Here is a 22,623-nt window from a genome sequence, read left to right as displayed (position 1 = left end):
GTAAGGCCCCTTATCAGGAGTAACCATTGAATTACAAAGCTTTGGAAGTTATACTTTGATGAGAAAAACGGACCCGCTTATCCTTTAACAGATCCGTCCTTTATAAGGTACGGATCTTATTTTTCGTAGGTATAATTTCATTCAGATATGGAGGCGTAACCTTGCAGCTAATCAATCAATCCGAAATACAAGAGAAGATCGACCTGCTTAAAGATCAGGATCTATATATCCATCTTGAGATGACGACGGGGGCATACGCTGCCCATTTCGATAGTTCTAAGCACCCAGCGGCTACTTTCATTACTAATGCTGTGATCCGATATTCTCATGGTTCAATTTCCGGTCATGGACCTTATCGCGTTGGCCTAAAAATGTTACAAGGCTGGGTGTACTCGGAAGGACTAACTCACTATGAAGAGAGTGAGACCGAAAGATTAATTCTGGCCGGTCATGACAGCCAAGGCAAACTGGTCGTATCCTTACAATTAAGCCGGGAGCCGTTCTAATGGTAGAGGAGATGAGAAGTTCAGTGGAACGACATATTCTAGTTATATTACCGCATCCGGATGACGAGGCCTTTGGTGTATCTGGAACGCTAGCTAAACATGTGCAAAACGGCACCCAAGTCACCTATGCTTGTCTGACACTTGGAGAAATGGGACGGAATATGGGCGTTCCGCCCTTTGCGAATCGGGTAACCCTCCCAGAGATACGCAAAAAGGAGCTGGAAGAATCCTGCAGAGCGATTGGAATACAGGATTTGAGAATGCTTGGTTTCCACGATAAGACGATTGAATTTGAGGATCAAGACCTGCTCGATAGTCATATTGATGCGCTTCTGAAGGAGCTTAATCCCTCATTGATTATTACGTTCTATCCGGGGTACAGTGTTCATCCCGATCATGATGCTACCGGAGCCGCAGTGATTCGAATCGTTGCCAAGCTACCTAAGGAAGACAGACCTCCTGTTCACTGCATAGCCTTTGCCAATAATATTGAAGAGATTGGAAAGCCTCAGGTTATCATTAATGTGAAAGATTTCCTGAAGCAAAAGATGGCGTCCATTCAGACGCATAAATCCCAATTCCAAGCCGCTGAACTGTTAGGCAGCAAAACGCTAGAGGATAAAGAAATCCAAGATCGTTTTGGAATAGAGCATTTCTGGATCTATCCATTTGAATGATATTAAGTCCGAGCATAAACGCTCGGGCTTTTTCTTTGGGGCCCCTGCCCTTGGCATGCTTTATTTTTCTAATATAAGGTGTGAATATCTGTGTCTTTTTTCAAATATATGGTAAGGTTTAGGAGGTTGATCAACCAAACCGGTTTCGTTAGGCCAGGAGGTGTATTCGTTTGAAAAAATCATATTTAAATCTCATTTGTGGAATAGTCATTCTTTTGCTTGTATTCACTGCATGCAGTAAGGACAGACCCAAGTATGCTGAGCTTTTCACACATGTGGAAGAGCATCGGGCTGTGTTCATGCAATCGCGTGAAGAAGGGCTTGCTGCTTTGCAAATTGCGGATGCTGTGGGTGAATACGATACAACCTTGGGTACAATTATGCAGGATGATATCTTAACCGTGAATCAAAAGGAGTTTATACAGCAGATTGTGGTAGATGTTAAGACCAATAAAATCATTGGTTACCGGGTAGGAACGGTCTTCCCTAGATCGGAAAGCGGTTATCAAGATGCGAGAGAACTGGTACATGCTTTTATGAACCAATACAAACCTGCGGATGAGGAGGAGGCTGAAAAAGTCGAAAAATCTATCCTAACGATTGACAGGATGACTCTTCCGCTAAAGCCATCAATAGGCTCTATCGAAGAATCATGGTCATACGGCAAAGGCGAGGATAAATTGTATATAACCTACAGGATGTCGAACAGTTTTCAAAGTGATGATGAATTGCCTTTGAACTTTTATTTCAGCTATGAGGGGGAGTAAGGAACGAAGAGATAAGATGTGATTTACAAAAAAATACACAAAGACTATTATATTTCTATAGGTAATTATATCCTTTTTTTCCTAAATATTTTTCGGACTTAACTGGAGGATCAAATGAAGAAGCACGACAAAATCATTTCCTTCATCTTCATACTTGTTATGATGGTGACGGCTATTTACTGGGCCATTTCGACTCAGAGCTGGACCCTATTAGGCACCCTCGCTTCTGTGGCCTGTTTCGGACTTTTTGTACTATTGGGGCTCCGCACTATACCTGTATTGACGGATTTTGTTTTGACGAATCCAGCACCTGAAGTGACCTGGAAGAGTAAGGAGCAGGATAGAAGACAGGCTTGGCTTTATATTATTGGATGGATATTGGCGAGTCGTATCCTGCTTATGCTCATCGGGTATTCATTTTTGATCATACAGAATGGCTATTCAGGTGGTCTGCTTAGCAAAATGGCAGAGACTTGGCATATCTCAGGAATCGACGCTTCTAGTTATCTGGGCATTGCTGAGAATGGATACGTGACCGAGGGTGATGCGAGATTCCATATCGTGTTCTTTCCCTTTTTTCCAAATTTAATAAGAGTGGTTCAGGCATTCGTAGGGAATTATCTCGTTTCTGGATTCATCGTTTCAAATATCACTTCAATTGTCGCCGCTTTGGTCGCTTATGAGCTTGCTGCACTAGACATGCTGCGAAAGAATGCCATGCGGGTCGTGAAATATATTTTCATATTCCCTGCCGCGTTCTTTTTCTTCATTCCGATGACCGAAGCTCTATTTCTGGCATTATCTTTGATGTGTTTATATTTTGTGAGAAAAAAGGAATGGCTGATTGGATGCTTATGCGGTGCACTTGCAGCTTATACACGTTCTCCCGGAGTGCTTCTGATTGTACCGGTTGCGATTGAATTTGGACGTGATCTGATGGGCAACTATAAGCTATTAAGTAAAAAAGCCTTTATACATAGAATCATCAGCGCTGTCAGTTTTCTCGCTATCATATCATTGGGCTTGCTGGCCTATCTGTTTATTAATTATTACGTGACGGGAAATGCGTTTCAGTTCAGTATTTACCAGAGAGAGCATTGGTCTCAGCGGTTTTATCTCTTTTTTGATACGGTAAGATATCAGATGGAATACGCTGTGGGCACCTTTAATAGTGGAGATAGTCGTTCTTTTCTCGGCTTATGGCTGCCCAATTTAATCGCTATATTCTCAGCACTAATTATCATGTTCATGGGTGCAAAAAAGATACGACCTTCATATACCGCCTATTTCATCGTGTATTTTGCGTTCGTAGTGGGAGCTACCTGGCTGCTGTCAGCCCCGCGGTATTTACTTGTTGCATTTCCACTAGCTTTTGCTGCTGTCGCGCTCACTGAAGAGAAATCAAAGGATGCTATCCTTACTGTAGTTTCTGTTGTGGCGAGTCTTTTGTATTTAGCGATGTTTGTGGCAGGATATCCAGTGTACTGAGGAATCATGTTAAAATAGGGGGAGCGCCTAGCTGCGTTCTCCTTTTTTTGCGAATAACCTTATAGAAACGATGGTGGGTATGAAGATTGAGTACGACAATCAGGTGATCGAGTTTAATGTTCAATATGGAAATGGCAAGAAAATCTCCATTCATATAGATTCTTCAGGGCGTATAACACTCAAAGCTCCCAAGAAAACAAGTGAAGAGACGATTAAAAGCGTGGTTGAGCGTAATGGGAAATTAATCGTGGAGAAGCTGCAGAGCATTGAAGCGAACAGAGAAACGCCAAAGCTCAAAGAGTATGAAGAAGAGGGTGAATTCCTGTATTTAGGAAAATATTATTCGCTGCAAGAGCTAATAGAGACAAAGGATTTAAATGAGGAAGAGCTTAAACTTAAACTGAAGAAATTCTATTTCGCTAGCTGCAAGAAGATTGTAGGCGAACGGATCAATAAATATCAGACACAGCTTAGAGTAAAGCCTAAGACGATTGACATTGTAGAGTCTAGAACCAAGTGGGGAAGCTGTAGCTCGGATAAAAAGCTAACCTTTAACTATCGCCTAGCGATGGCTCCAGTGGAGGTTATCGATTATGTAATCATCCATGAACTGTGTCATTTACTTCATATGAATCATGACCGCTCTTTTTGGCGAAAGGTTGGAAGCCTCATGCCGGATTATAAGGAGAAGGAAGAGTATTTAGCTAGATACGGGCGTGCAATGACGCTGTGAATAAAAGGAAGATAAGAGGTAAAACTATGTTCACTAATTGAACTGGGAAAAATTTAAGTGCGGAGGTAAATGATGACACAGAATAAAGGAAATTCACAACGCCAGATTCGAACTTCAATTCTTTGTTTGATCTGTGCCTGCACCGTCCTATTAAGTGGCTGCTCTAAAGCTACCAATGAAACCATACAAGTAACTCCAACGCCTACAACAGAAGCCACTGCACCTGCGGCTACGAACAATGCAACAGAACAACCCAATGCATCATCCGGTACAAATACAGAGGGACTTCCGGCGGATGTTAGCGTTCAGAGAGTCATTAAGGAAGTCACTTTAAAGAATGGCTATCATAAAAAGATTGAGCTACTGACAGACGGCAGCAAGCGGGTTACTATTACGGATCCGAGCCAAAAGATTGTTTTGCAGCAGATTGAATATGATGGGAAGATTACTACGTCTAATGGTAAACAGGTCACCGTTAAAGTCGAAGGTGGGGGAGAGCAGACCATAACCATCCCCGATCATGTAGTGATCGAAGATGAGGACAAGCTTGGATTGATGCCAGGTGTTGATATCGAGTGGACAGTGAATGCCGAGGGGCAAATCGAAAGTGTTGAACTGGAGAATTAAAGAGATACTGAGGTGGCTGGCTAAATGAAATTTCTAATCGTATTTGGCAGTATAGTGGTTCCCATCGCCATGCTAATGATACAACGGAAATGGATAAAGTGGCGTATTGTTTTTAATGTAGCTTCTGTGTTGTCTACACTTATTTTAGGTAATATTTCTGCCCTAGCTATATATGAAATATTAAGAGATAACACGGTATTTATGACCTCGATCCATGCGATTTTTTTGAATCCAATGTTCCTTTTAACGGGAGCATATCTTGGAGTATATCTGGTCTATCGCTTGATGTTGATGACGTATGAAGAAGTATATGTATGATGTAGTTAAAAATAGGAAGGTTAAGTATGGCGAGCTCCTTAATGAGCGAGCACCATTATTAGAGACAATAATTCAGGCTATCGGAGCAAATAGTGTAGACAATATTAATCTGAATCGGTTGATTGATTTCCAGATCAACTGCGGAATACTATGCACGAAAAATGGCGATTATTCAAGCGGAACGAATGGGAGGGTAGAGGACACTTTATCCTTAGAACATAGTCCTATAAGAACCCGAGCCCCGCGCGGTTTTTGTATTTTAAGGGATCAAGTTCTTGTCCTTTACTCCAGACAAGAACTTGATCCCTTAGCCGTTAATGGACAGGAACATGGTCATATTACCGATTTGATATTCATCAAATAGAATTAATTACCGATTTCCTCAAGGACAAGTATATAGTCGCATTGACGATTAAATGGATGTCTAATGAAAGGTTAAATACTTAACGTTGGGGCAACTTTTACTCCTTGGTTTCTTTGTCCTTACCGCCGATATTAAATCCTAACTTTCCATTATATTTGCCTACCTGTCCGGCAACTCCTAAGCCTGCTCCTTGACCGCCGCCGAGTTGTGCCTTGGCCTGGGCGCCGAGACCATTTTCGCCACCAAGCTGCAAATGGGTTTGCAGTCCCGCGCCTTGACTGAACCCCAAGTGTCCTTCGGCATCAGCACCCATACCGTACTCTCCTCCGATCTGCGCCCCCGTATGAAAACCTGCCTCTTGACCGCCACCTATTTGGGTTTTTGCCTGAGCCGCAATCCCGTACTTGCCGAAGGCCTGGGCTTCGGCATTGAGCCCTAGACCCTGGCTGCTGTCCAGATGAGTATTGCCTTGAGCATGGATTCCATATGAAGGAGTGCCCATATGGCCGCCCGCATACATACCCATGCTACCTAAGGCTAAATTCCCGCCAGCATTTAAACCAATGCCGTGTTTACCGCCTACTTCTCCTCCGGTATTTAGCTTAATCCCCTGACCGCTGGATACATTTTCGTTCATATAACCATTTAAAGGTTCTTTTTTGGTGTTTTCGCTGTCAGAGGGTAGATCTTCCAGGCTGCTTTCTGAACGGAAGTGATGGTAGTAATGAGAGTAAGGGAAAGGATTGAAACGGGTAAAGTAAGGGTATACGGATGGATTAGCCTGGCTGTTTGGATATTCGTTCCCAAAGGTCATCTGGGATACCTCCATTATTCAATTTATTACAACAGCCTATTCATCGATGAGTTGAAGTGATACCCTTTCTAAGTAAACCATATGAATTCAAGGTTCGCAGCCGATGCACAATGAGCCGGGCGAAGTATCACTTATTTTTAACGGGGAAATCTACAACTACCGGGAGCTGCGTGAATCGGTGCCGGCGGCGTGGCCAGCTGCTGCGCGCCGCGGACCTGGTTGCTTCGGACACATAGGTGGGCGGAACGACCGAAGTCAGTGACCAATCTCTAATGATAAGCGAATTGTTTCACTCGGTCCCTTAAAACAGAAAAACTACACTGCGCGTGATTCTTAATCTTGGCCTCTTACATTTAAGGACGATACTTGTGAGGTATATATTTACATAAATCAGGACTTTTGTTCTTTTCAAAAAGTATAGTTACAACTCACCCTTTACTATGCTTGGAAACGTATATTTCAACAGGTCCGTTTTTAAATCGACGTATTACTACTGCCTTCTACTCTTTCAATAGATATTTCATTGTTTTCTATTTGTATTTGATATTCAACAATTTCTCCTTTATTAAATACTTCACTAAATTCTTTACTTACCGAGTAGTTTCCTTTCGGATTGAGTGTAATTTTAAACAAACACTTTCCGTTTTTCACTCGGAACTTCGCAACCTTTCCAAAAGTAATATTACTATCAATCAAAGATTCAATTAGAGTGTCATCTCCTTCTTCAACAGTAACAACTACACTTTTTAAATTTAACGGGCTGTTATTAGTAATCATCAGATTATATTCCTCATCATCTGCTATATTAGTATCATTTATTACATCTGAGCTATTTCTTTCGCAACCCGTCAAAAAGACTATAAACAATATGAATATAAATAACCATTTTTTCTCAGCCAATATGCTCACCTCTCAATTTTATAATTTATTGTGCTGTCAAAAAATTCAAAAAGGATATTCATCACGATTAACTTCTACATTAATTATTTCAATAAACTCCTTTACATCTTCAGGATAAATCAATTCCGCATGTATATCACTAGTAATAATATGATTTGAATCTAAAATCTTATATGAGTAAGAATACTCTTGTTCTAGTGCTACTTTATTTTTAGGGGCAATTGGTGATTCCATTACGGAAATACCATTTTGCTCTCCAAAATAAAATTGTAAATATACTGGATTTATATTTCTTTTAATTGTTTTCTTATCTATATTGATTATAATTTTATCAAAAACTAATTTTTCAAAACCTGATATCCTATTAGAAGTTAACCGAATAGAAAACCCTTCTTTTAATAAATTAGGGTCAGATAATTCCCACGCTATGTCTTCTGGACTGAATTTAAGTTCTTCCTTTTTTTCATTTGATAAAGTTATTGTTATGCCCGAATTATTTAATTTATTTAAAATATCCTTTTTTAAATTTGATGCTGATCCAAATAGCAGTAAAGAAGAATCACTATTTTTTGAATCTTCTAAATTAATAGTATAGATCCCGACTGCTTGGTTAAATTCTAGCCTATTTAGGATATTACTTATACTGTTAGTTTCACACCCGGATATTATTAGTAAAGGAGCTAATACAGGGGTACCCCCTTAATAGGGTAGGCCCTATTCATGTTGATAGCAGGAAGGTTAAGAAGACTTTCCTACAATACTGGTTCCACTCTTCGTGATCTTGTACGTAAGGATATCACCATTCCAGAAGTGGAATTTCAAGATGACTAGTACTTCGGTGCTTAGATGAACACGTACACCTCCATTAATTCGTTGTAAACGCTTACCGAATACCCTAACATAGAATAATTTCAACGAGTACCTTACTAATTTGTGGTAAATTGATATATGAATTAGTGATTTGCAGTGATTCCAAAGTCATGGAGGGCAATCCAGTGAGCAGATTTCATTACATAGGCTCGGCTACAGAGCTTCCGTTAGGAGAAAGAGGCAGTGTACTGTCAGCAAAGACATATAATGAAGTGAAAAATTCTCCGGAGTATAAGAAACAAAGAGAGGCTCTGCGCCTGCAAGGCATAATTCCTTTGGATGACATCGCAGATCTATCTCATTTAAGAGATGAGGACTGTCTTGTATACGACTCGGAAGAAGATGCAGCGGGTATTTTTATAGAGGAACTTGGATATTGGAACGATGAGATTCGCAAGCATTTTCGGAGTCCATATGTGTACCGGATTTCACCGAATTGGGGCGGCTTCTCTGTATCCCCTAAGCTAAAAGATACTCTACTGGGATCGTATAACGCCTCACTCAAGTGTTGTCGGGAGTTAATTAGGCTTATGACAGATTATGGGGTATCAGGTGCCGAGTTTGAGCTTTATACATGCTGGGCTGAGGAAGAAGGGCTCCCACGTAATAAAAAGTATGATCGAATCTTTGATTTGGCCTCTTTGTCACTGGAGGAGGGATTTGAGCTGAGAGAAAAAGAGTATATTGTGGTTAAAATGATTTGATATTCAATAGGAGTATCGCTAACTACTCGTTATACAAAAAACAAATATTGCATGACAAAAGCATATATATTAGATATGATGAAGCATGGAAAAATTAATATTAGCAATAGGTGCCAATTATGAATGTTTCGGAAATGCAATCATAGATTGGTTAAATGGAAAGCGGGTGTGAATCCCGCGCGGTCCCGCCGCTGTGAAAGAGGAGTCCTTGCAAGGTACCACTGGGAAACTGGGAAGGTAGCAAGGGTGATGATACTTGAGCCAGAATATCTGCCTGTTTCTGATACACCGTTAAACTCTACGAGCGATAGAGAGGTGTTTGATATAGTATATGCCTGCTATTATTGCGGTTCACTATCTTAAACCTCTTGACGTTATGTTGAGTGGTTTTTTTTGTAGTACTAAGAAAGTTTATTCTGTTTTTTTATCATAGGAAGAGAAGGGAAGGGTTATGGAAACATGAAGAAAAATAAGTTTTTAGCTTGGTTACTTATTGTAGCTGTATTTATCACGACGTTCTCTACAAGTGTAATCCCGGCTCATGCGAATGAAGCAAGCTCTACACTTAAAGGGTATGTAACTGTATCCGTAGAGAAGTTCACATTGGGTCAAGGGTATATTAAGGAACCTATTAAAGTTCCATTCTACGAAGGGGACAATGGCGCATCATTAATAACACGTGCGCTAGGAGAAGGTAATTATAAAAACTTTGGAAGTATAGATAGTAGTTTTTATTTATCTGAAGTTAAAGATAGTGGCAAAAGTGAAGTGAATATACCGCAATATATTTTAGATATGATTTCAGTCGATGGTGGGACGGTTGGTACTAAAGCAAACCAAGAGTGGCTAAGTCAGTTTGACTACACTCACATGTCCGGTTGGATGTATGCCGTGAATAATGAGTTTCCTCCGTTCGGGATGTCTGATTATCACCCTCAAGACGGTGACATCATCCGAACACAGTTCACCACTTATGGCTATAGTTCTGATCTTGGTGGCTGGGGAGAACATCCATTTCCATTTGCTAATAAGGATGCTTTAACTGCGAAAATCGCCGAAATAAACAGTGATCCGAATAAAGAAAGTATTTTGGGCAAAACAGTAGTACAAAAAGCAGTTTACCAAGCTTATTCAGTGCTAGAAAATATGGAAAGCTCTCAAGTAAGTGTAGATCATGCGCTGGTCGGGCTTACCAATTCTTTAGATATAGAGCCACCTGTTATTACTGTAAGTGGTATGCAGGATAAACAGGAAGTATCCGATAAAGATTTAAGTTTCAGAGTAGCTGTCACAGATAATGTATATGACGGTATCATTCCTGTAGTGAAATTAAATGGAGCTGCTGTATCTGCTACAAATGGTGAATATAAGATTTCTCTTAACCCAGGTGGTAATGTAATCACTGTAACTGCAGTAGACGGGGCAGAGAATAGAGCAACGCAAACTTATCAAATTACCTACAAAATAAATGCTACAACTGGAGTCAAAGAACAGTTAGATAAGAGCCTTGCTTATATTCTAAACACCGTAAAGAACCCGTCATTTGGGACAGGTAGCGGAGAATGGTCCATTCTTTCTCTAGCACAGGCCAACTACGAAGTGCCAAGTGGTTATTATGATCTCTATTACAACAATGTAGCTAAGAGAGTAAAAGAATTAATGAAGGATGGAAAACTCGATGCTACTAAAAGCACAGAGCATTCCAGAGCGATTCTAGGACTTACCTCTATCGGAAAAGATATCACGAATGTTGCGGGTTATGATCTAATCAATGCACTCGCTGATTATCAATATGTTCAGAAGCAAGGGAACAATGGTCCCATATTTGCTCTGATTGCCTTAGATAGTCATAACTACGATATCCCCATTCTATTCCCTGAACCTGATAAAAATGGGGTGAAATTTCAAAGTACAAGAGAAAATCTCGTTCAGTATATCTTAGATAAAGAGGTTAAAAAAGGTACAGCAGATGCCGGGGGCTGGGCTTTAGGCGTAACCAGAGCCGACGTTGATATGACCGCGATGGCGATGCAAGCACTTGCGCCTTATTACGCAACTAATCCAAATGTAAAAGCTGCTATGGATCGGGCGATCAATTGGTTATCGAGTTCGCAAAATGATCAAGGCGGATTTACAAGCTGGGGAAGCACAAGCAGTGAAAGCATCTCGCAGGTAATAGTAGCCTTAACTGGCGTAGGTGTAGATCCACACAGTGACCCTAGGTTTGTGAAAAAAGGGAATTCGCTTATTGATGCACTTCTTACCTTCGCTACTCCAGATGGTGGATTTAAGCATGTTCTCACCTATCCAGTAGATAATATGGCAACGGATCAAGCTACGTATGCACTTGTTGCTTACGATCGTCTGATCAATCATAAGAACCGTCTATTTGATATGAGTGATGTAGTAATTCAGCAACCAGAGGAAACGAAAGAAATAGAAGTACAGTTACCCTCAGGAGATACACCCAAAGTTGTCATTTCTCAAAATAATAATAAATATATTCTTCCGATAAATTCAGGGGATAGCAACAAAGAAATTACAGTTAATATTCCGAAATATAAGCAATCCACAGTAAGTGTTGATTTACCTAGTAATAGTAATCTGCCCAAATTAGAGGTTACCAAAGGTGACGTATCTGTAGTCATCCCTAAGGGTACACAGGTCATAGAGGGAGATTCTTCAAAGGTTGAATTGATTTCACCTACAACAGGGACAGAATCTGCACTAAAAGATAGTCTGAATCAAATTATTCCTGGGGACAAGAAGCTTGATAATATCGTTCAAGCTTTTTCGATGGGCGGCAGTGCAAGAGTAGAATTCAGTCAATTTATAACGTTAACCTTTAAGGGGATTAATGGAAAAGATGCAGCTTATATTCAAGACGGCAAACCTCATGCGATTCAAAAATTTGCAAGTGATGCCTTAGGCTTAGCGAGCGGTAAGTCTGAGTATGCCTATGATAGTGGAAATGATTTAATCGTAAAAACCAAGCACTTCACTGATTACATTGCGTACACCTCCAGTGCAGTTCAAACGCCTGGTGGCACAGGTAATGGATATGTAACTTTGTCTGTGGATAAGCTTACGATCAATAAAGGGTACGTTGTTCCATCTGTACAGGTAGAACTGCAAACAGGTGACACAGTGTGGTCTGTACTAACAAGAGTGCTAGAAAGCCGCGGTATCAGCTATCAAAGTTCTTGGAGCAGTAAATACGGAAGTGTATATGTCGAATCCATCGCTGGTGATGGAGAATTTAATCATGGTAGTGGTAGTGGATGGATGTATAATGTGAATGGAAAGTATCCTGGGTATGGGGCATCTCTATATACCCTAAATGCTGGAGATAGTCTTCAGTGGCGTTATACTACGGATCTAGGTGAAGACTTGGGATCAGGATTTAAACCAACGCCTACTTCAGCTCCGGGTGGTGGATCTACACCAGGGACCAATATTAATACTGACGGGAAGACATCTCCAACAGAGGTTCCTAAGGATACTTCGAAAGATAATGACTCGAATACGAATGATATTAAAAAACTGTATACAGACGCCGATAAGATTTCACCCTGGGCGTACTCAGCGATTGAAACTGCTACACAAAAAGGATATATCCAAGGTAACAATGGTAAATTCAATCCGAAGTCTGAAATTACAAGAGCAGAATTTACTAAGATCCTAGTATCAGCATTGGAACTGGATATCAAGAGTGACAAAGGAATTACCTACAAGGATGTCGCTCTAGGCGATTGGTTCTTTCCATATGTGAATGCCGCTCATAAAGCAGGATTAATTACAGGCTTTAACAATGAATTTAAGCCAAATGACAAGATTACTCGCGAGCAAATGGCAGCAATTATCGTCAGAGCATTATCAATCCCGGCTACGAAGCCAGGGACAGCCATTAAAGATATCAATACCGCGTCCGCGTGGGCAAAAGCAGACGTGGATACCATTGTTGCCACTGGACTTATGTTAGGTGATAATAATCAATTTAAGCCTAAAGAGCTTGTAACTAGAGAAATGGCGGCTGTTGTAGCTACTAGAACCCATGATTATAAGAGTGGGAACAAAGTGGTTAGTCCAAATATTCAGAATACAGCAGTTAGTTCTTACATTAAGAACACAGCAGCCTTTTTGCAAAAAACAGTAACAAACCCGGTCATCTCCTCGGTTGGCGGGGATTGGACAGTGTTCGGGCTGGCACGTTCTGATGTGAAGGTTCCAGATAGTTATTACGCTAAGTACTATGCGAATGTAGAAGCAACCCTTAAAGAAAAAGCTGGGAAGCTGCATAGCGTAAAATATACGGAATATGATAGAGTTATTTTGGCATTAACTTCAATCGGCAAAAATATTGATAAAGTGGCGGGTTATAACCTACTGGAACCGCTCGCGGATTTTGATACTGTAATCAAGCAAGGTATTAATGGTCCTGTGTTTGCCCTGATCGCACTGGACAGTAACCATTACGAAATTCCAGTAGTTAAGAATGTAAAGACACAAACGACAAGAGAGATGCTCATTGATTTTATTTTGGGCAGAGAGATCAGTGGTGGCGGATGGGCACTAGGCAGTAATGCTACTGCGGCTGATCCGGATATTACGGGGATGGTTATTCAAGGCTTGACCCCTTATTACAAAACGAATGCCAAAGTAACGGCTGCTGTAGATCGTGGAATTGCTTGGTTATCCAAAACACAAACAGCAGACGGTGGCTTTGCAAGCTGGGAGTCTACGAACTCCGAGAGCATTGCTCAGGTTATCGTAGCTTTAACTGGACTTGGCATAGACCCACATAAGGATTCCCGATTTATTAAAAATGGTCGTTCCGCAGTTGATGCGTTGCTTGGCTTTGCTGCACCTGAAGGTGGTTTTTATCACGTGAAGCAGGGTGGAGTTGGCAACGGAGGTGCGAAACCAGGAGAAGTAGATCTTATGGCTACAGATCAAGCGATGTATGCACTGGTTGCTTATGATCGGTTCGTTAAGGGACAGACAAATCTTTATGACATGACAGACGTTAAATAGGACTATATTTAGAAGAGATAAGCAAGGGTAGCGTGTATACCCTTGCTTATTATTTAAGGTGGGGAACTTAAGAAATGAACAAGAAAAAATGGCTGACAGCGATACTAATTATTGGTGTACTGGCGATCGCCTTCTTTTGGGGCGGGAATTATCAGAAGAGCCCGAACAAGGTTGCGAGTAACAATGTTGAATCTCAAGTTGTAGAGTCAGACAACACGGCTTCCAATCAAAATGTTGATGTAGAGCCTACAGCATCAAGCGATGCTGTAACAACGGAGATAGCAACGTCAGCTACACCTAGTGAATCAGCTAAACCCGTAGAGACGGTAACGCCAACAGAAGAAGCAACGCCATCAGAAACTGCGACAGCGACAGAGGCTGTAAAGCCGACCGCAACACCAAAACCGGATTCTAAGGCACAACCGACCGCAACACCGAAAGCGGCTAAAACGTCCGTGCCGGAAACGAAAGCGACGGCAAAACCCGTAATCAAACCGGATTCAAAAGTAGCAACAACAGAAACCAAGCAGGAACCGAAAAAGGATAAATTCCTTACCGATCCAGTGCCGAGCGGGAAACCTAAGCCCGTCGAATGGCAAGATGCAACAGTAGATAAGAAGAAGCAATTAACGGCTACTTTGTCCGTGTCGGCAGCAACGATATTAGATAATATGGATATTTTCAATGAGGATAAGCTTGAAGTATTGCCTGCAGATGGTATCATTTATAAAGCGCAGAAGGTAACCTTTTATGAAGGTGAATCTGTGTTTGATGTTTTACTAAGAGAGATGAAGAAGAATAAAATCCATATGGAATTCAGTATGACGCCGATCTATAACAGTAATTATATTGAAGGTATAAATAATTTGTATGAATTTGATGCTGGAGAGCTTAGTGGATGGATGTACAAAGTAAATGGCTGGTTCCCTAACTACGGAAGTAGTCGTTACGTTCTCAAAGATGGCGATGTCATTGATTGGGTATACACTTGTGATCTAGGTCGAGATGTAGGTGGTTATGTGGCCACAGGAGGAGCACAGAAATAATGAAGGATAGCTTTTCTACCTTTCATCCGTTTGTGAATTTTCTATATTTTGTTGTGGTATTGCTGTTTAGCATGGTGTTCATGCATCCCATATTTCAGGTGATTGCCCTTATCAGTGCAGTGATTTACTCCTTTATGTTAAAAGGAAAGAAAGCCGTTCGATTTAATCTGCTGTACATGGTTCCTTTTCTACTATTTATGGCGATTATGAACCCTGTTTTTAATCATCAAGGGGTAACGATCTTATTCTATTTGAACAATGGAAATCCCATTACGAAGGAATCGATTCTTTATGGCGTAGCAGCGGCGTGCATGTTTGTGACGGTAATCATATGGTTCTCCTGTTATAACATCGTGATGACCTCGGATAAGTTTATTTATATATTCGGAAAAATACTGCCGGCACTGTCGTTGATTTTTTCGATGGTGCTTCGTTTTGTTCCTAGATATTTAGCGCAAATCAAGGTGATTTCGAATGCTCAAAAATGTATAGGCCGGGATGTCACGCAGGGAAATCTACTCGCAAGGGCGCGGAATGGGATTACGATCCTATCGATAATGACCACCTGGGCTCTTGAAAATGCGATTGAGACGGCGGATTCCATGAAGTCAAGAGGTTATGGATTGCCTGGACGTACAAGCTTTTCGATCTTCCGTCTAGATGCCCGGGACAAAGTAGCCCTTTTGATCATGACAGGCTTAATTGCAATAGTAGCCGTCGGTGCAGCGATGGGTGCGAACACGATGAGATATTATCCGTCGATTAAAGCGAGCGCAATTTCACCTTTTAGTATCCTTGTATATATCGCTTATTTTGCGCTATGTATGATCCCTGTGCTCATTAATATGGTGGAGGCAATGAAATGGAAATCTATCGAATCGAAGAACTAAGCTTTGCTTTTCCTGAACAAGAGCAGATGGCTCTTTCGAATATTAATCTTACGATTGCAAGCGGAGACTTTATTACTGTTTGTGGAAAGTCAGGCTGCGGCAAAAGTACCTTACTAAGACAATTGAAAACAATCCTAACCCCACATGGTAAACGCCAAGGGGCGATTTATTATAAGGGTCAACCTGTAGAGGAGATCGATCAACGGACACAAGCGGCGGAGATCGGTTATGTACTCCAAAGTCCGGACAATCAAATTGTGACAGACAAGGTGTGGCATGAGTTGGCCTTTGGCCTTGAAAGCTTAGGTTATGACAATTCTGCAATTCGTTTGCGCGTGGCTGAGATGGCGAGCTTTTTCGGGATACAGACCTGGTTCCATAAAAGTGTGACTGAGCTTTCGGGCGGTCAAAAGCAACTGCTCAATTTAGCGGCGATTATGGCTATGCATCCCTCGGTTTTAATCCTAGATGAGCCTACCTCTCAGCTAGATCCTATCGCAGCCTCTGATTTTCTGGAGACGGTCAAAAAGATTAATCGCGAGCTTGGAACAACCGTTATCATGACCGAGCATCGTCTAGAGGATGTTCTTCCGCTTACAGATCGGCTGATTGTGCTGAATGAGGGCGTCGTGATTGCTGATGATACCCCGCAAAGGGTGGGAGAAGCTCTAAGCAAGCTGAACCATCCGATGTTTCTGTCCATGCCCTCGCCCATGCAAATTTACGCAGGTGTAGAGAATGACTTAGCATGGCCTGTTACAGTGAAGGAAGGACGCCAATGGTTGGATGCTTTTCTAGAGGATAAGACACCTGCAGCGATCGCAGAATCTCAGCTAAGCTCGAAAGTGGACAGCCCTGAAGTCATAAAGTTTAAGGATGTATGGTTTAAATATGATAAACACGGACCGGATATTATTAAGGATTTGTCCTTTGAAGTGAAGCAGGGACAGTTCTATTGCATTGTTGGTGGAAATGGAACGGGTAAGACATCGACGCTGTCACTGATGAGCGGCATCCTTCAGCCCTATAGAGGGAAGGTTCTAATCGGTGGAAAGAATCCAGCGAAGATGAATGCCAAAGAACTGTTTACTAACAATTTGGGCATCCTTCCGCAAAATCCGCAAACCTTGTTTGTGAAGAAAACAGTTGAGTTAGATTTATACGAAATGTTATCTCAGCTTCCTTTAACGAAGGAAGAAAAGGTGACCAAAGTTGAGGCTGTGGTTAAGTTCGCAGAACTGGAACATCTTCTCTCGATGCATCCGTATGATCTTAGCGGGGGAGAACAGCAGCGTGCGGCGCTGGCTAAAGTGCTTTTGTTAGAACCAAAGATTCTGCTGCTGGATGAACCGACGAAGGGACTGGATGGACCTTTTAAAGAGAAATTAGCTTTATTCTTACAGAAGCTTAATGCTGAAGGTGTTACCATCGTAATGGTTTCGCATGACGTTGAATTCTGTGCCAAATACGCCGAGGTCTGCGCCATGTTTTTTGATGGAAATATCATCACGACGAATGAAGCCCAGAAGTTTTTTGCGGGAAACAGCTTCTATACGACTGCCGCCAACCGTATGGCGCGTCATGTATGGAGCAAGGGAGTAACGATAGAGGGTGTGATTGATTTATGTCAACGAAGCAGGTAACGGGTCGTCGTTTGAGTCGTCGAACTTTATTAGCAGCACTACTAATCTTTATAGTTATTCCAGCTACAATTTTGTTAGGGATCTTTGTCCTAGACGATCGCAAATATTACTTTATCAGCCTATTGATCGTCCTCTATACGATGATTCCGTTTGCGCTGGTGTTCGAGAATCGGAAGCCGCAGGCGAGGGAATTGATTGTCATAGCGGTGTTAGCAGCCATTGCCGTTGCTGGTCGCGCAGCCTTTTTCATGTTGCCTCAGTTTAAGCCGGTTGTTGCCATTGTCATCATCGCAGGGGTAAGTTTGGGAGCTGAGGCAGGATTTCTGGTCGGTGCTGTTGCGGGCTTCGTCTCCAATTTCTTCTTTGGGCAGGGACCTTGGACGCCTTGGCAAATGTTTTGTTTTGGCATCATTGGTTTCCTGGCGGGCATTTTCTTCAAGAAAGGTCTGCTTAAAAAGACTAAGCTATCGCTGTGTATATTCGGAGGGCTAGCGACATTCTTGGTATATGGTGGCATTATCAATATAGGCTCGCTGATGATGTTCACTTCTGAGTTCTCATTATCGGCTTTGATGACGACTTATGTTTCAGCCTTTTGGTTTGATATGGTGCATGCCATCTCGACGGTGGTGTTTTTGTTTTTTATTGCTCATCCTATGATTGAAAAGTTGGATCGGATAAAAACGAAGTATGGGTTGATTGAGCCTTAGGTTTTGGAATTGGGTGTTTGGCGTTTTAAGTGCTGCGCATTGCGCTGGCGGACGCTCCGAGAACGGACTGTTGTTACAATCGCTGTTGTGTCCAGATTTTTTTGAATTTTTCCCCCTAGGGTAAAATCCGGACACAAAGGCGAACGCTCCGCTTTTCCACAATCAGTCCGTTCTCTCCGCTGCTATCAGCGCGAAACCCAACATCGAAGAAAGGCCCAAAGAACCCCCCTTCGGTTTTTAGCCGAAGGGGGGCGGTAGTACCTAGTGGCTGGAGGTTTGGCCACTATAAGATATTACAATCGGTATGGAATTCTAGTAGCGATGCTCCTAGATCTAACCTTAAAAAACAGGCGATGCTCCGGTCTACCGGTATCGCCTGTTTTTTGATTATTCCCTTACGATATCCATAGGCGCTGAGGTATCTTCAAAGGGCTTAAGGCTCTTTCGGCTGGGAGCAGACGGGGAGACGGGCAACCTAACGATAATCGTCGTTCCCTCTCCGATAGCACTGTCTACCTCTATCCTTCCCTGATGCAGAGAGACAATTTTTTTAACGATCGCAAGTCCAAGACCGTTGCCATTGTTGTTTCCGTTCCGCGACTTGTCTATTTTATAAAATCTTTGGAATACGGCATTGAACTCTTCCGGGGACATCCCCATTCCATTATCGCTGATGGTGACGGATACTTCTGCTGCAATACTAACTATACTGATGCGGATATTCCCGCCTTCCGGTGTGAACTTGATGCTGTTGCTGAGCAGATTCATCCATACTTGCTTCAGCTGATCTTCATCACCCTTAATTTTGATCGCTTCCGGCAGTTCAAGATCGATAACAATGCCTTTGGCTGACCATTGGGGCTCACAGGTCACAACGATGGTTCTAATCTGCTCGTCAAGATTGAAGGGACTTGCGTGGAAGGGATGATGTTCAGAATCCAGGGAAGCGAGCTTCAGTAAATTATCACTTAACCTCGACAGACGTTCACTCTCCGCAATGATGATATCAAGATATTCGCTGCGTTCCTCTTCCACGATTAAATCATGGTTCAGTAGCGCCTTGGCAAAGCCGGAAATGGACGTAAGCGGGGTCTGGATTTCATGAGAAACGTTGGATACGAAATCCTGCCTCATCTGTTCCAACTGCTTCAGCTCCCCTGCCATCTCCACATAGCTTTGTGTCAATTCCCCGATTTCATCTATTCGGTTCACTTTAAGCTCCACCTCGAAATCACCCTTGGCCAGCCTTTTTGTCGCATTTGTCAGTGCTTTGATCGGCTCCACCAAATATCTGGCGGCAATAAGAATGCATACACTACCCAGCAAAAGCACGAGCAAAAGCACAAAGAGCACCATCCGATTGACGATATTTTCGTTCTCAGCAGAATACTGCAAGAACATCGCACGCCACTCCCCGTCTAACATAAAGGGCATCCCGATAAAAATATCCTTATCTTCCGCGGAGGAACGGTAGAGCTTTCCTTGTAGTACTCTTTTGACAGCTTCGGGGGGGACAGTGACAGCCGGACTACCCTTGAGCCCATAAAAGGTATGTTCTCCGGCATGATTGTACAGGTGGATAGGGTGTGCAGATACCTTAACCATACTATTCAGGAACTCGTCCGTATCTTTAGGTTTGGCGTCATCATAGCGGTGAATGATCTCTTTTCCCACTACGATCATTTCATTCTGTCCCTCGTAACTTATTTGTTTCTGAAAGACATATAAGCCAATGAAAAAGGAACAAATCAGACTAAAGATAATGATGCCCAGAAACGTGAGAATGACGCGTACATACAATGTCTTGATCATGGCGTAGGGATCAGCCGGTATCCCAGGCCGCGGGCCGTTTCGATTTGAAACTGCTCACCCTTGCCGCTGAATTTTTCCCTTAACCGACTTATATGCACATCCACAGTCCGGCCGTCTCCTTCATAATTCAATCCCCAGATTTGAAGGATTAACTGTTCTCTTGTGAAGATTTGCCCAGGATGGCTGGCCAGCAGAAACAGCAACTCAAATTCCTTCAAAGGAATTGTGACTGGTTCTTCACCACGCGTGACCTGAAAAGTGCGGCGGTTGAGCGTCACATTACCCAACTGCACAGACTGGGAAGAAACGACCAGCGAGCGTTTAAGCAAAGCCTTTACTCGCATTACCAGTTCAAGCGGATCAAATGGTTTCGTTAGATAGTCATCCGTACCAAGTTGAAAGCCTTTCACTTTGTGTGCAGATTCCGCTTTAGCCGTCACCATGAGGAGGGGGATGTTGGCATCCCAGCGCCTGATTTCTCTGCATAGATCCCAACCATCCAATCCTGGCATCATAATATCTAGAATGACGAGATCGACACGCCAGTTCTGTATAATGGACAGAGCTTTGGTACCATCCCTGGCTTCTTTGAGGTCAAAACCTTCTTTTCGCAAAAATAAAGACATTAGCTTTCGGATGTTATCATCATCATCAGCGATAAGTATAGTAGCCACGATTTTCCTCCTCTATTAAGCTTTCATTATATCTGATTTGTTCTTGGCAAGTAATGGCGTTATCCGAACTGCCAACCTAACAGGTTCCAATAGTAGAAGAACAGAGTCATCGCCACAGCCGAAAGCGCCACTAACGTATAATGCACACGCTTGAAAGCTGTCCAGTATTTATTCTTCCAAACCAGTATAGCCGAGATTAGCAAAGCTAAAGTCAGACCAACCAAAATGATTGGCATAACTAAACTGAGAGAAAGCGAAAGACTGATACCGCTGAACTTCTGCATCAAGTCCATGGACATAACCACCATAAATATCGTGACGAAAGTTAGCAGCGCCCAACCAGCAGTTCCTGCAGATAGGCGGATGGCCCACTTTTCAGGTGGCGTCATCGCCTTAATCTTGCGTCTGGAGAAGATTAGTCCGAGCAATGCAGTGATGAAAATCAACCCCGAGAACCCTAGTACGATAAGCCAAAATTTATTCCGGTCCAAGAGAGGCGTACGCTCCAGCGGCATATCCGGTGCCATCCCTAAGATCATATGTGTAACCTTACCAGACTCATTCGTGCGGAAGGCAATTTGTTCGGTACCTCCTTCGAGTTGGAACATATTCGGACCGACTTCACTATACAATTGTTGTTCACTACCACTTCCCAAGGATAGCTTATTATCCTCAACCGAGACATTCAGCTGAGCGAAAAAGTTGAAAAACTTATCAATATCACTGATGTTTCTGCGGGTAAATTGATAGGCTCCTGCATATTTCTGAATAGATTCATCAGAAGCGATGAATTCAGGCTGACTCGCATCAGGAGCAGGGTAGTAGCGGTTGAAAAAGGCTTGGATGAGGTTCGCTGCGGAATCACCGCCCTCACCGCCGTTGTAGGATACAAAGATGCCTACATGCTTGGCAGGCACAAGGTACAATTCCGTATTAAACATGGGGTCGGAACCACCATGAGTGATCAGTGTGAGATCATTGATTCGTTTCTCTGCGAACCCAAGATCCACCCCCGGCAGACGTTTATCAAATTGAAACGCCGTTGAATGCATTAGTTCTGCCGTCTCGGGTCTCAGAATCTGCTGGTCACCATATTTCCCGTTCTGCAGATGGGCGATCATGAAATGCGCCATATCTACTGCTGATACTGTACCCGAGCCGGCTGGACGAAAGCCTCCCTCGAATGTAGGTGTGCCTGGAATAAAACTGCCGTTCTCGCTGTTGTACCCCACAACTTTGTTGGGCATGAATGACTCCGGTAAAGGTTCTACTACAGTCGAATATTTCATGTCGAGCGGATCAAAAATATATTTCTTTATATAATCATTGTAAGGAACACCGCTAACTTCCTCTACAATTAGACCTGCGAGTGTAGCACCGTAGTTCGAATAAGAACTTATCTGTCCGGGTGGTCTTACTCGTGCCAACATATGCTTATTGAGTGTTTCCGAGATTGACCCCGGCAATTTGGCAGGGTCTGTAGTGATTTGATAACCAACTCCACCTTCTTCGAACCCTGCTGTATGTGTCATCAAATGGCGCATAGTGATAGGCTCAGGATAAGTAGCAGGGATCTTCACTGATTTCAGGTAGATGTTAATATCCGTGTCTAGATCAATTTTGCCTTGCTCGACCAGTTGCATCACCGCTGTCCAGGTAAACAGTTTTGTCGTTGAAGCGATTCGAAACATGCTGGTTGTCGGGTCAACGGGTGCTGCCTTTTCCAGATTGAAACTGCCATAACCTTTGGCCAAAATAATCTTGTTGTCCTTTATGATCGAGATGACCGCTCCCGGAATTTGCAGCCGATTCATATCTTGTTCCATAATGCCATTAACGAAGGCAGTCAGACTCGCGGTATCATCGAGACTGGCAGGTGCTTCAGTCTGAGTTATAGGTAGCACGGTTTGATCCGTCTTGGTCTCGGCTGATGTCTGGTTCCCGGGTAACATCAGGCTTGCGCCTAGTCCGGCACTAATCACAGCCAATAGGGTTAGACCAGCGATCCATCTTTTTTTCATAGATGTTAACATTATTATCCTCCAC

Annotated in this window: 21 protein-coding genes and 1 riboswitch; of the genes, 14 read left to right on the top strand and 7 right to left on the bottom strand. The window is 42.6% G+C overall.

What is annotated here, in order from left to right; translation table 11 throughout:
- Positions 1-161: 161 nt before the first annotated feature.
- The 7 genes from L1028_RS20100 (at position 162) to L1028_RS20070 (ending at position 5,116) form a co-directional block, all read left to right on the top strand.
- A complete protein-coding gene (locus L1028_RS20100) occupies positions 162-506 on the top strand; it encodes a YojF family protein (protein WP_234538650.1) in 345 nt (114 codons plus the stop codon).
- A 23-nt stretch (positions 507-529) separates the two neighbouring features.
- Positions 530-1,183 (top strand): bacillithiol biosynthesis deacetylase BshB2, encoded by a 654-nt coding sequence (gene bshB2, locus L1028_RS20095; RefSeq protein WP_234538797.1) that lies wholly within the window; start codon positions 530-532, stop codon positions 1,181-1,183.
- A 170-nt stretch (positions 1,184-1,353) separates the two neighbouring features.
- Entirely contained in the window at positions 1,354-1,950 is a 597-nt protein-coding gene (locus L1028_RS20090) for a hypothetical protein (RefSeq protein WP_234538648.1), read from the top strand.
- A 114-nt stretch (positions 1,951-2,064) separates the two neighbouring features.
- Positions 2,065-3,438: a hypothetical protein gene (locus L1028_RS20085; RefSeq protein WP_234538646.1), complete on the top strand. Its 1,374-nt coding sequence runs from the start codon at positions 2,065-2,067 to the stop codon at positions 3,436-3,438.
- Positions 3,439-3,517: 79 nt separating this feature from the next.
- Complete coding sequence (locus tag L1028_RS20080) at positions 3,518-4,171, top strand: M48 family metallopeptidase (RefSeq protein ID WP_234538644.1); 654 nt, start codon at positions 3,518-3,520, stop codon at positions 4,169-4,171.
- A 69-nt stretch (positions 4,172-4,240) separates the two neighbouring features.
- Positions 4,241-4,798, top strand: coding sequence for a hypothetical protein (locus L1028_RS20075; protein WP_234538642.1), 558 nt, complete (start codon positions 4,241-4,243; stop codon positions 4,796-4,798).
- Positions 4,799-4,822: 24 nt separating this feature from the next.
- Positions 4,823-5,116 (top strand): transposase, encoded by a 294-nt coding sequence (locus L1028_RS20070; RefSeq protein WP_234538631.1) that lies wholly within the window; start codon positions 4,823-4,825, stop codon positions 5,114-5,116.
- A gap of 461 nt (positions 5,117-5,577) precedes the next feature.
- Here L1028_RS20070 and L1028_RS20065 read toward each other — a convergent pair whose 3' ends face one another.
- On the bottom strand, positions 5,578-6,294 hold the full coding sequence (locus L1028_RS20065) for a hypothetical protein (protein ID WP_234538630.1): 717 nt from the start codon (positions 6,292-6,294) through the stop codon (positions 5,578-5,580).
- An 85-nt stretch (positions 6,295-6,379) separates the two neighbouring features.
- Between L1028_RS20065 and L1028_RS20060 the strand changes: the two genes are divergently transcribed.
- Positions 6,380-6,556, top strand: coding sequence for a hypothetical protein (locus L1028_RS20060; protein WP_279306892.1), 177 nt, complete (start codon positions 6,380-6,382; stop codon positions 6,554-6,556).
- 212 nt (positions 6,557-6,768) lie between these two features.
- Here the strand turns inward: L1028_RS20060 and L1028_RS20055 are convergent, their stop codons facing one another.
- The 3 genes from L1028_RS20055 to L1028_RS31345 all read right to left on the bottom strand — a co-directional run bounded on the left by L1028_RS20055 (position 6,769) and on the right by L1028_RS31345 (position 8,109).
- Positions 6,769-7,194 carry a hypothetical protein gene (locus L1028_RS20055; protein WP_234538626.1) on the bottom strand — a complete coding sequence of 142 codons (426 nt, stop codon included), beginning with the start codon at positions 7,192-7,194 and terminating at the stop codon, positions 6,769-6,771.
- Positions 7,195-7,239: 45 nt separating this feature from the next.
- On the bottom strand, positions 7,240-7,428 hold the full coding sequence (locus L1028_RS20050; RefSeq protein ID WP_234538615.1) for a hypothetical protein: 189 nt from the start codon (positions 7,426-7,428) through the stop codon (positions 7,240-7,242).
- Between the two features lie 504 nt (positions 7,429-7,932).
- The gene (locus L1028_RS31345) at positions 7,933-8,109 is read right to left on the bottom strand and encodes a hypothetical protein (protein ID WP_279306889.1); all 177 of its coding nucleotides are present in this window, start codon (positions 8,107-8,109) and stop codon (positions 7,933-7,935) included.
- Positions 8,110-8,189: 80 nt separating this feature from the next.
- On the opposite strand from L1028_RS31345, the gene L1028_RS20040 reads away from it, so the two are divergent.
- From L1028_RS20040 to L1028_RS20015, 6 genes are all read left to right on the top strand, one after another.
- Entirely contained in the window at positions 8,190-8,768 is a 579-nt protein-coding gene (locus tag L1028_RS20040; RefSeq protein WP_234538612.1) for a hypothetical protein, read from the top strand.
- A 91-nt stretch (positions 8,769-8,859) separates the two neighbouring features.
- A riboswitch (cobalamin riboswitch) is annotated at positions 8,860-9,060 on the top strand.
- A 167-nt stretch (positions 9,061-9,227) separates the two neighbouring features.
- A complete protein-coding gene (locus L1028_RS20035; RefSeq protein WP_234538610.1) occupies positions 9,228-13,802 on the top strand; it encodes an S-layer homology domain-containing protein in 4,575 nt (1,524 codons plus the stop codon).
- A gap of 74 nt (positions 13,803-13,876) precedes the next feature.
- Positions 13,877-14,848 (top strand): DUF4430 domain-containing protein, encoded by a 972-nt coding sequence (locus L1028_RS20030; protein WP_234538600.1) that lies wholly within the window; start codon positions 13,877-13,879, stop codon positions 14,846-14,848.
- Positions 14,848-15,738, top strand: coding sequence for an energy-coupling factor transporter transmembrane component T (locus L1028_RS20025; protein WP_234538598.1), 891 nt, complete (start codon positions 14,848-14,850; stop codon positions 15,736-15,738). The genes L1028_RS20030 and L1028_RS20025 overlap by 1 nt, the downstream gene beginning before the upstream one ends.
- Positions 15,711-17,381, top strand: a complete 1,671-nt coding sequence (locus L1028_RS20020; RefSeq protein WP_234538596.1) for an ABC transporter ATP-binding protein — start codon at positions 15,711-15,713, stop codon at positions 17,379-17,381. Before L1028_RS20025 ends, L1028_RS20020 begins: the two co-directional genes overlap by 28 nt.
- Positions 17,363-18,091 carry an ECF transporter S component gene (locus tag L1028_RS20015; RefSeq protein ID WP_234538585.1) on the top strand — a complete coding sequence of 243 codons (729 nt, stop codon included), beginning with the start codon at positions 17,363-17,365 and terminating at the stop codon, positions 18,089-18,091. The genes L1028_RS20020 and L1028_RS20015 overlap by 19 nt, the downstream gene beginning before the upstream one ends.
- 387 nt (positions 18,092-18,478) lie before the next feature.
- On the opposite strand, the gene L1028_RS20010 is transcribed toward L1028_RS20015, so the two are convergent.
- The 3 genes from L1028_RS20010 to L1028_RS20000 are packed head-to-tail and all read right to left on the bottom strand — an operon-like array spanning position 18,479 to position 22,598.
- Positions 18,479-19,903, bottom strand: coding sequence for a HAMP domain-containing sensor histidine kinase (locus L1028_RS20010; protein WP_234538566.1), 1,425 nt, complete (start codon positions 19,901-19,903; stop codon positions 18,479-18,481).
- Positions 19,900-20,577, bottom strand: coding sequence for a response regulator transcription factor (locus L1028_RS20005; protein ID WP_279306888.1), 678 nt, complete (start codon positions 20,575-20,577; stop codon positions 19,900-19,902). The genes L1028_RS20010 and L1028_RS20005 overlap by 4 nt, the downstream gene beginning before the upstream one ends.
- 59 nt (positions 20,578-20,636) lie before the next feature.
- A complete protein-coding gene (locus L1028_RS20000; RefSeq protein ID WP_234538564.1) occupies positions 20,637-22,598 on the bottom strand; it encodes a serine hydrolase domain-containing protein in 1,962 nt (653 codons plus the stop codon).
- Positions 22,599-22,623: the final 25 nt, after the last annotated feature.

Source organism: Paenibacillus pseudetheri, assembly GCF_924513355.1.
Taxonomy (GTDB): Bacteria; Bacillota; Bacilli; order Paenibacillales; family Paenibacillaceae; genus Paenibacillus_AQ; species Paenibacillus_AQ pseudetheri.
The sequence above is the reverse complement of the archived record's forward strand: the minus strand, read 5'-3'. Positions and strand labels throughout refer to the sequence as shown.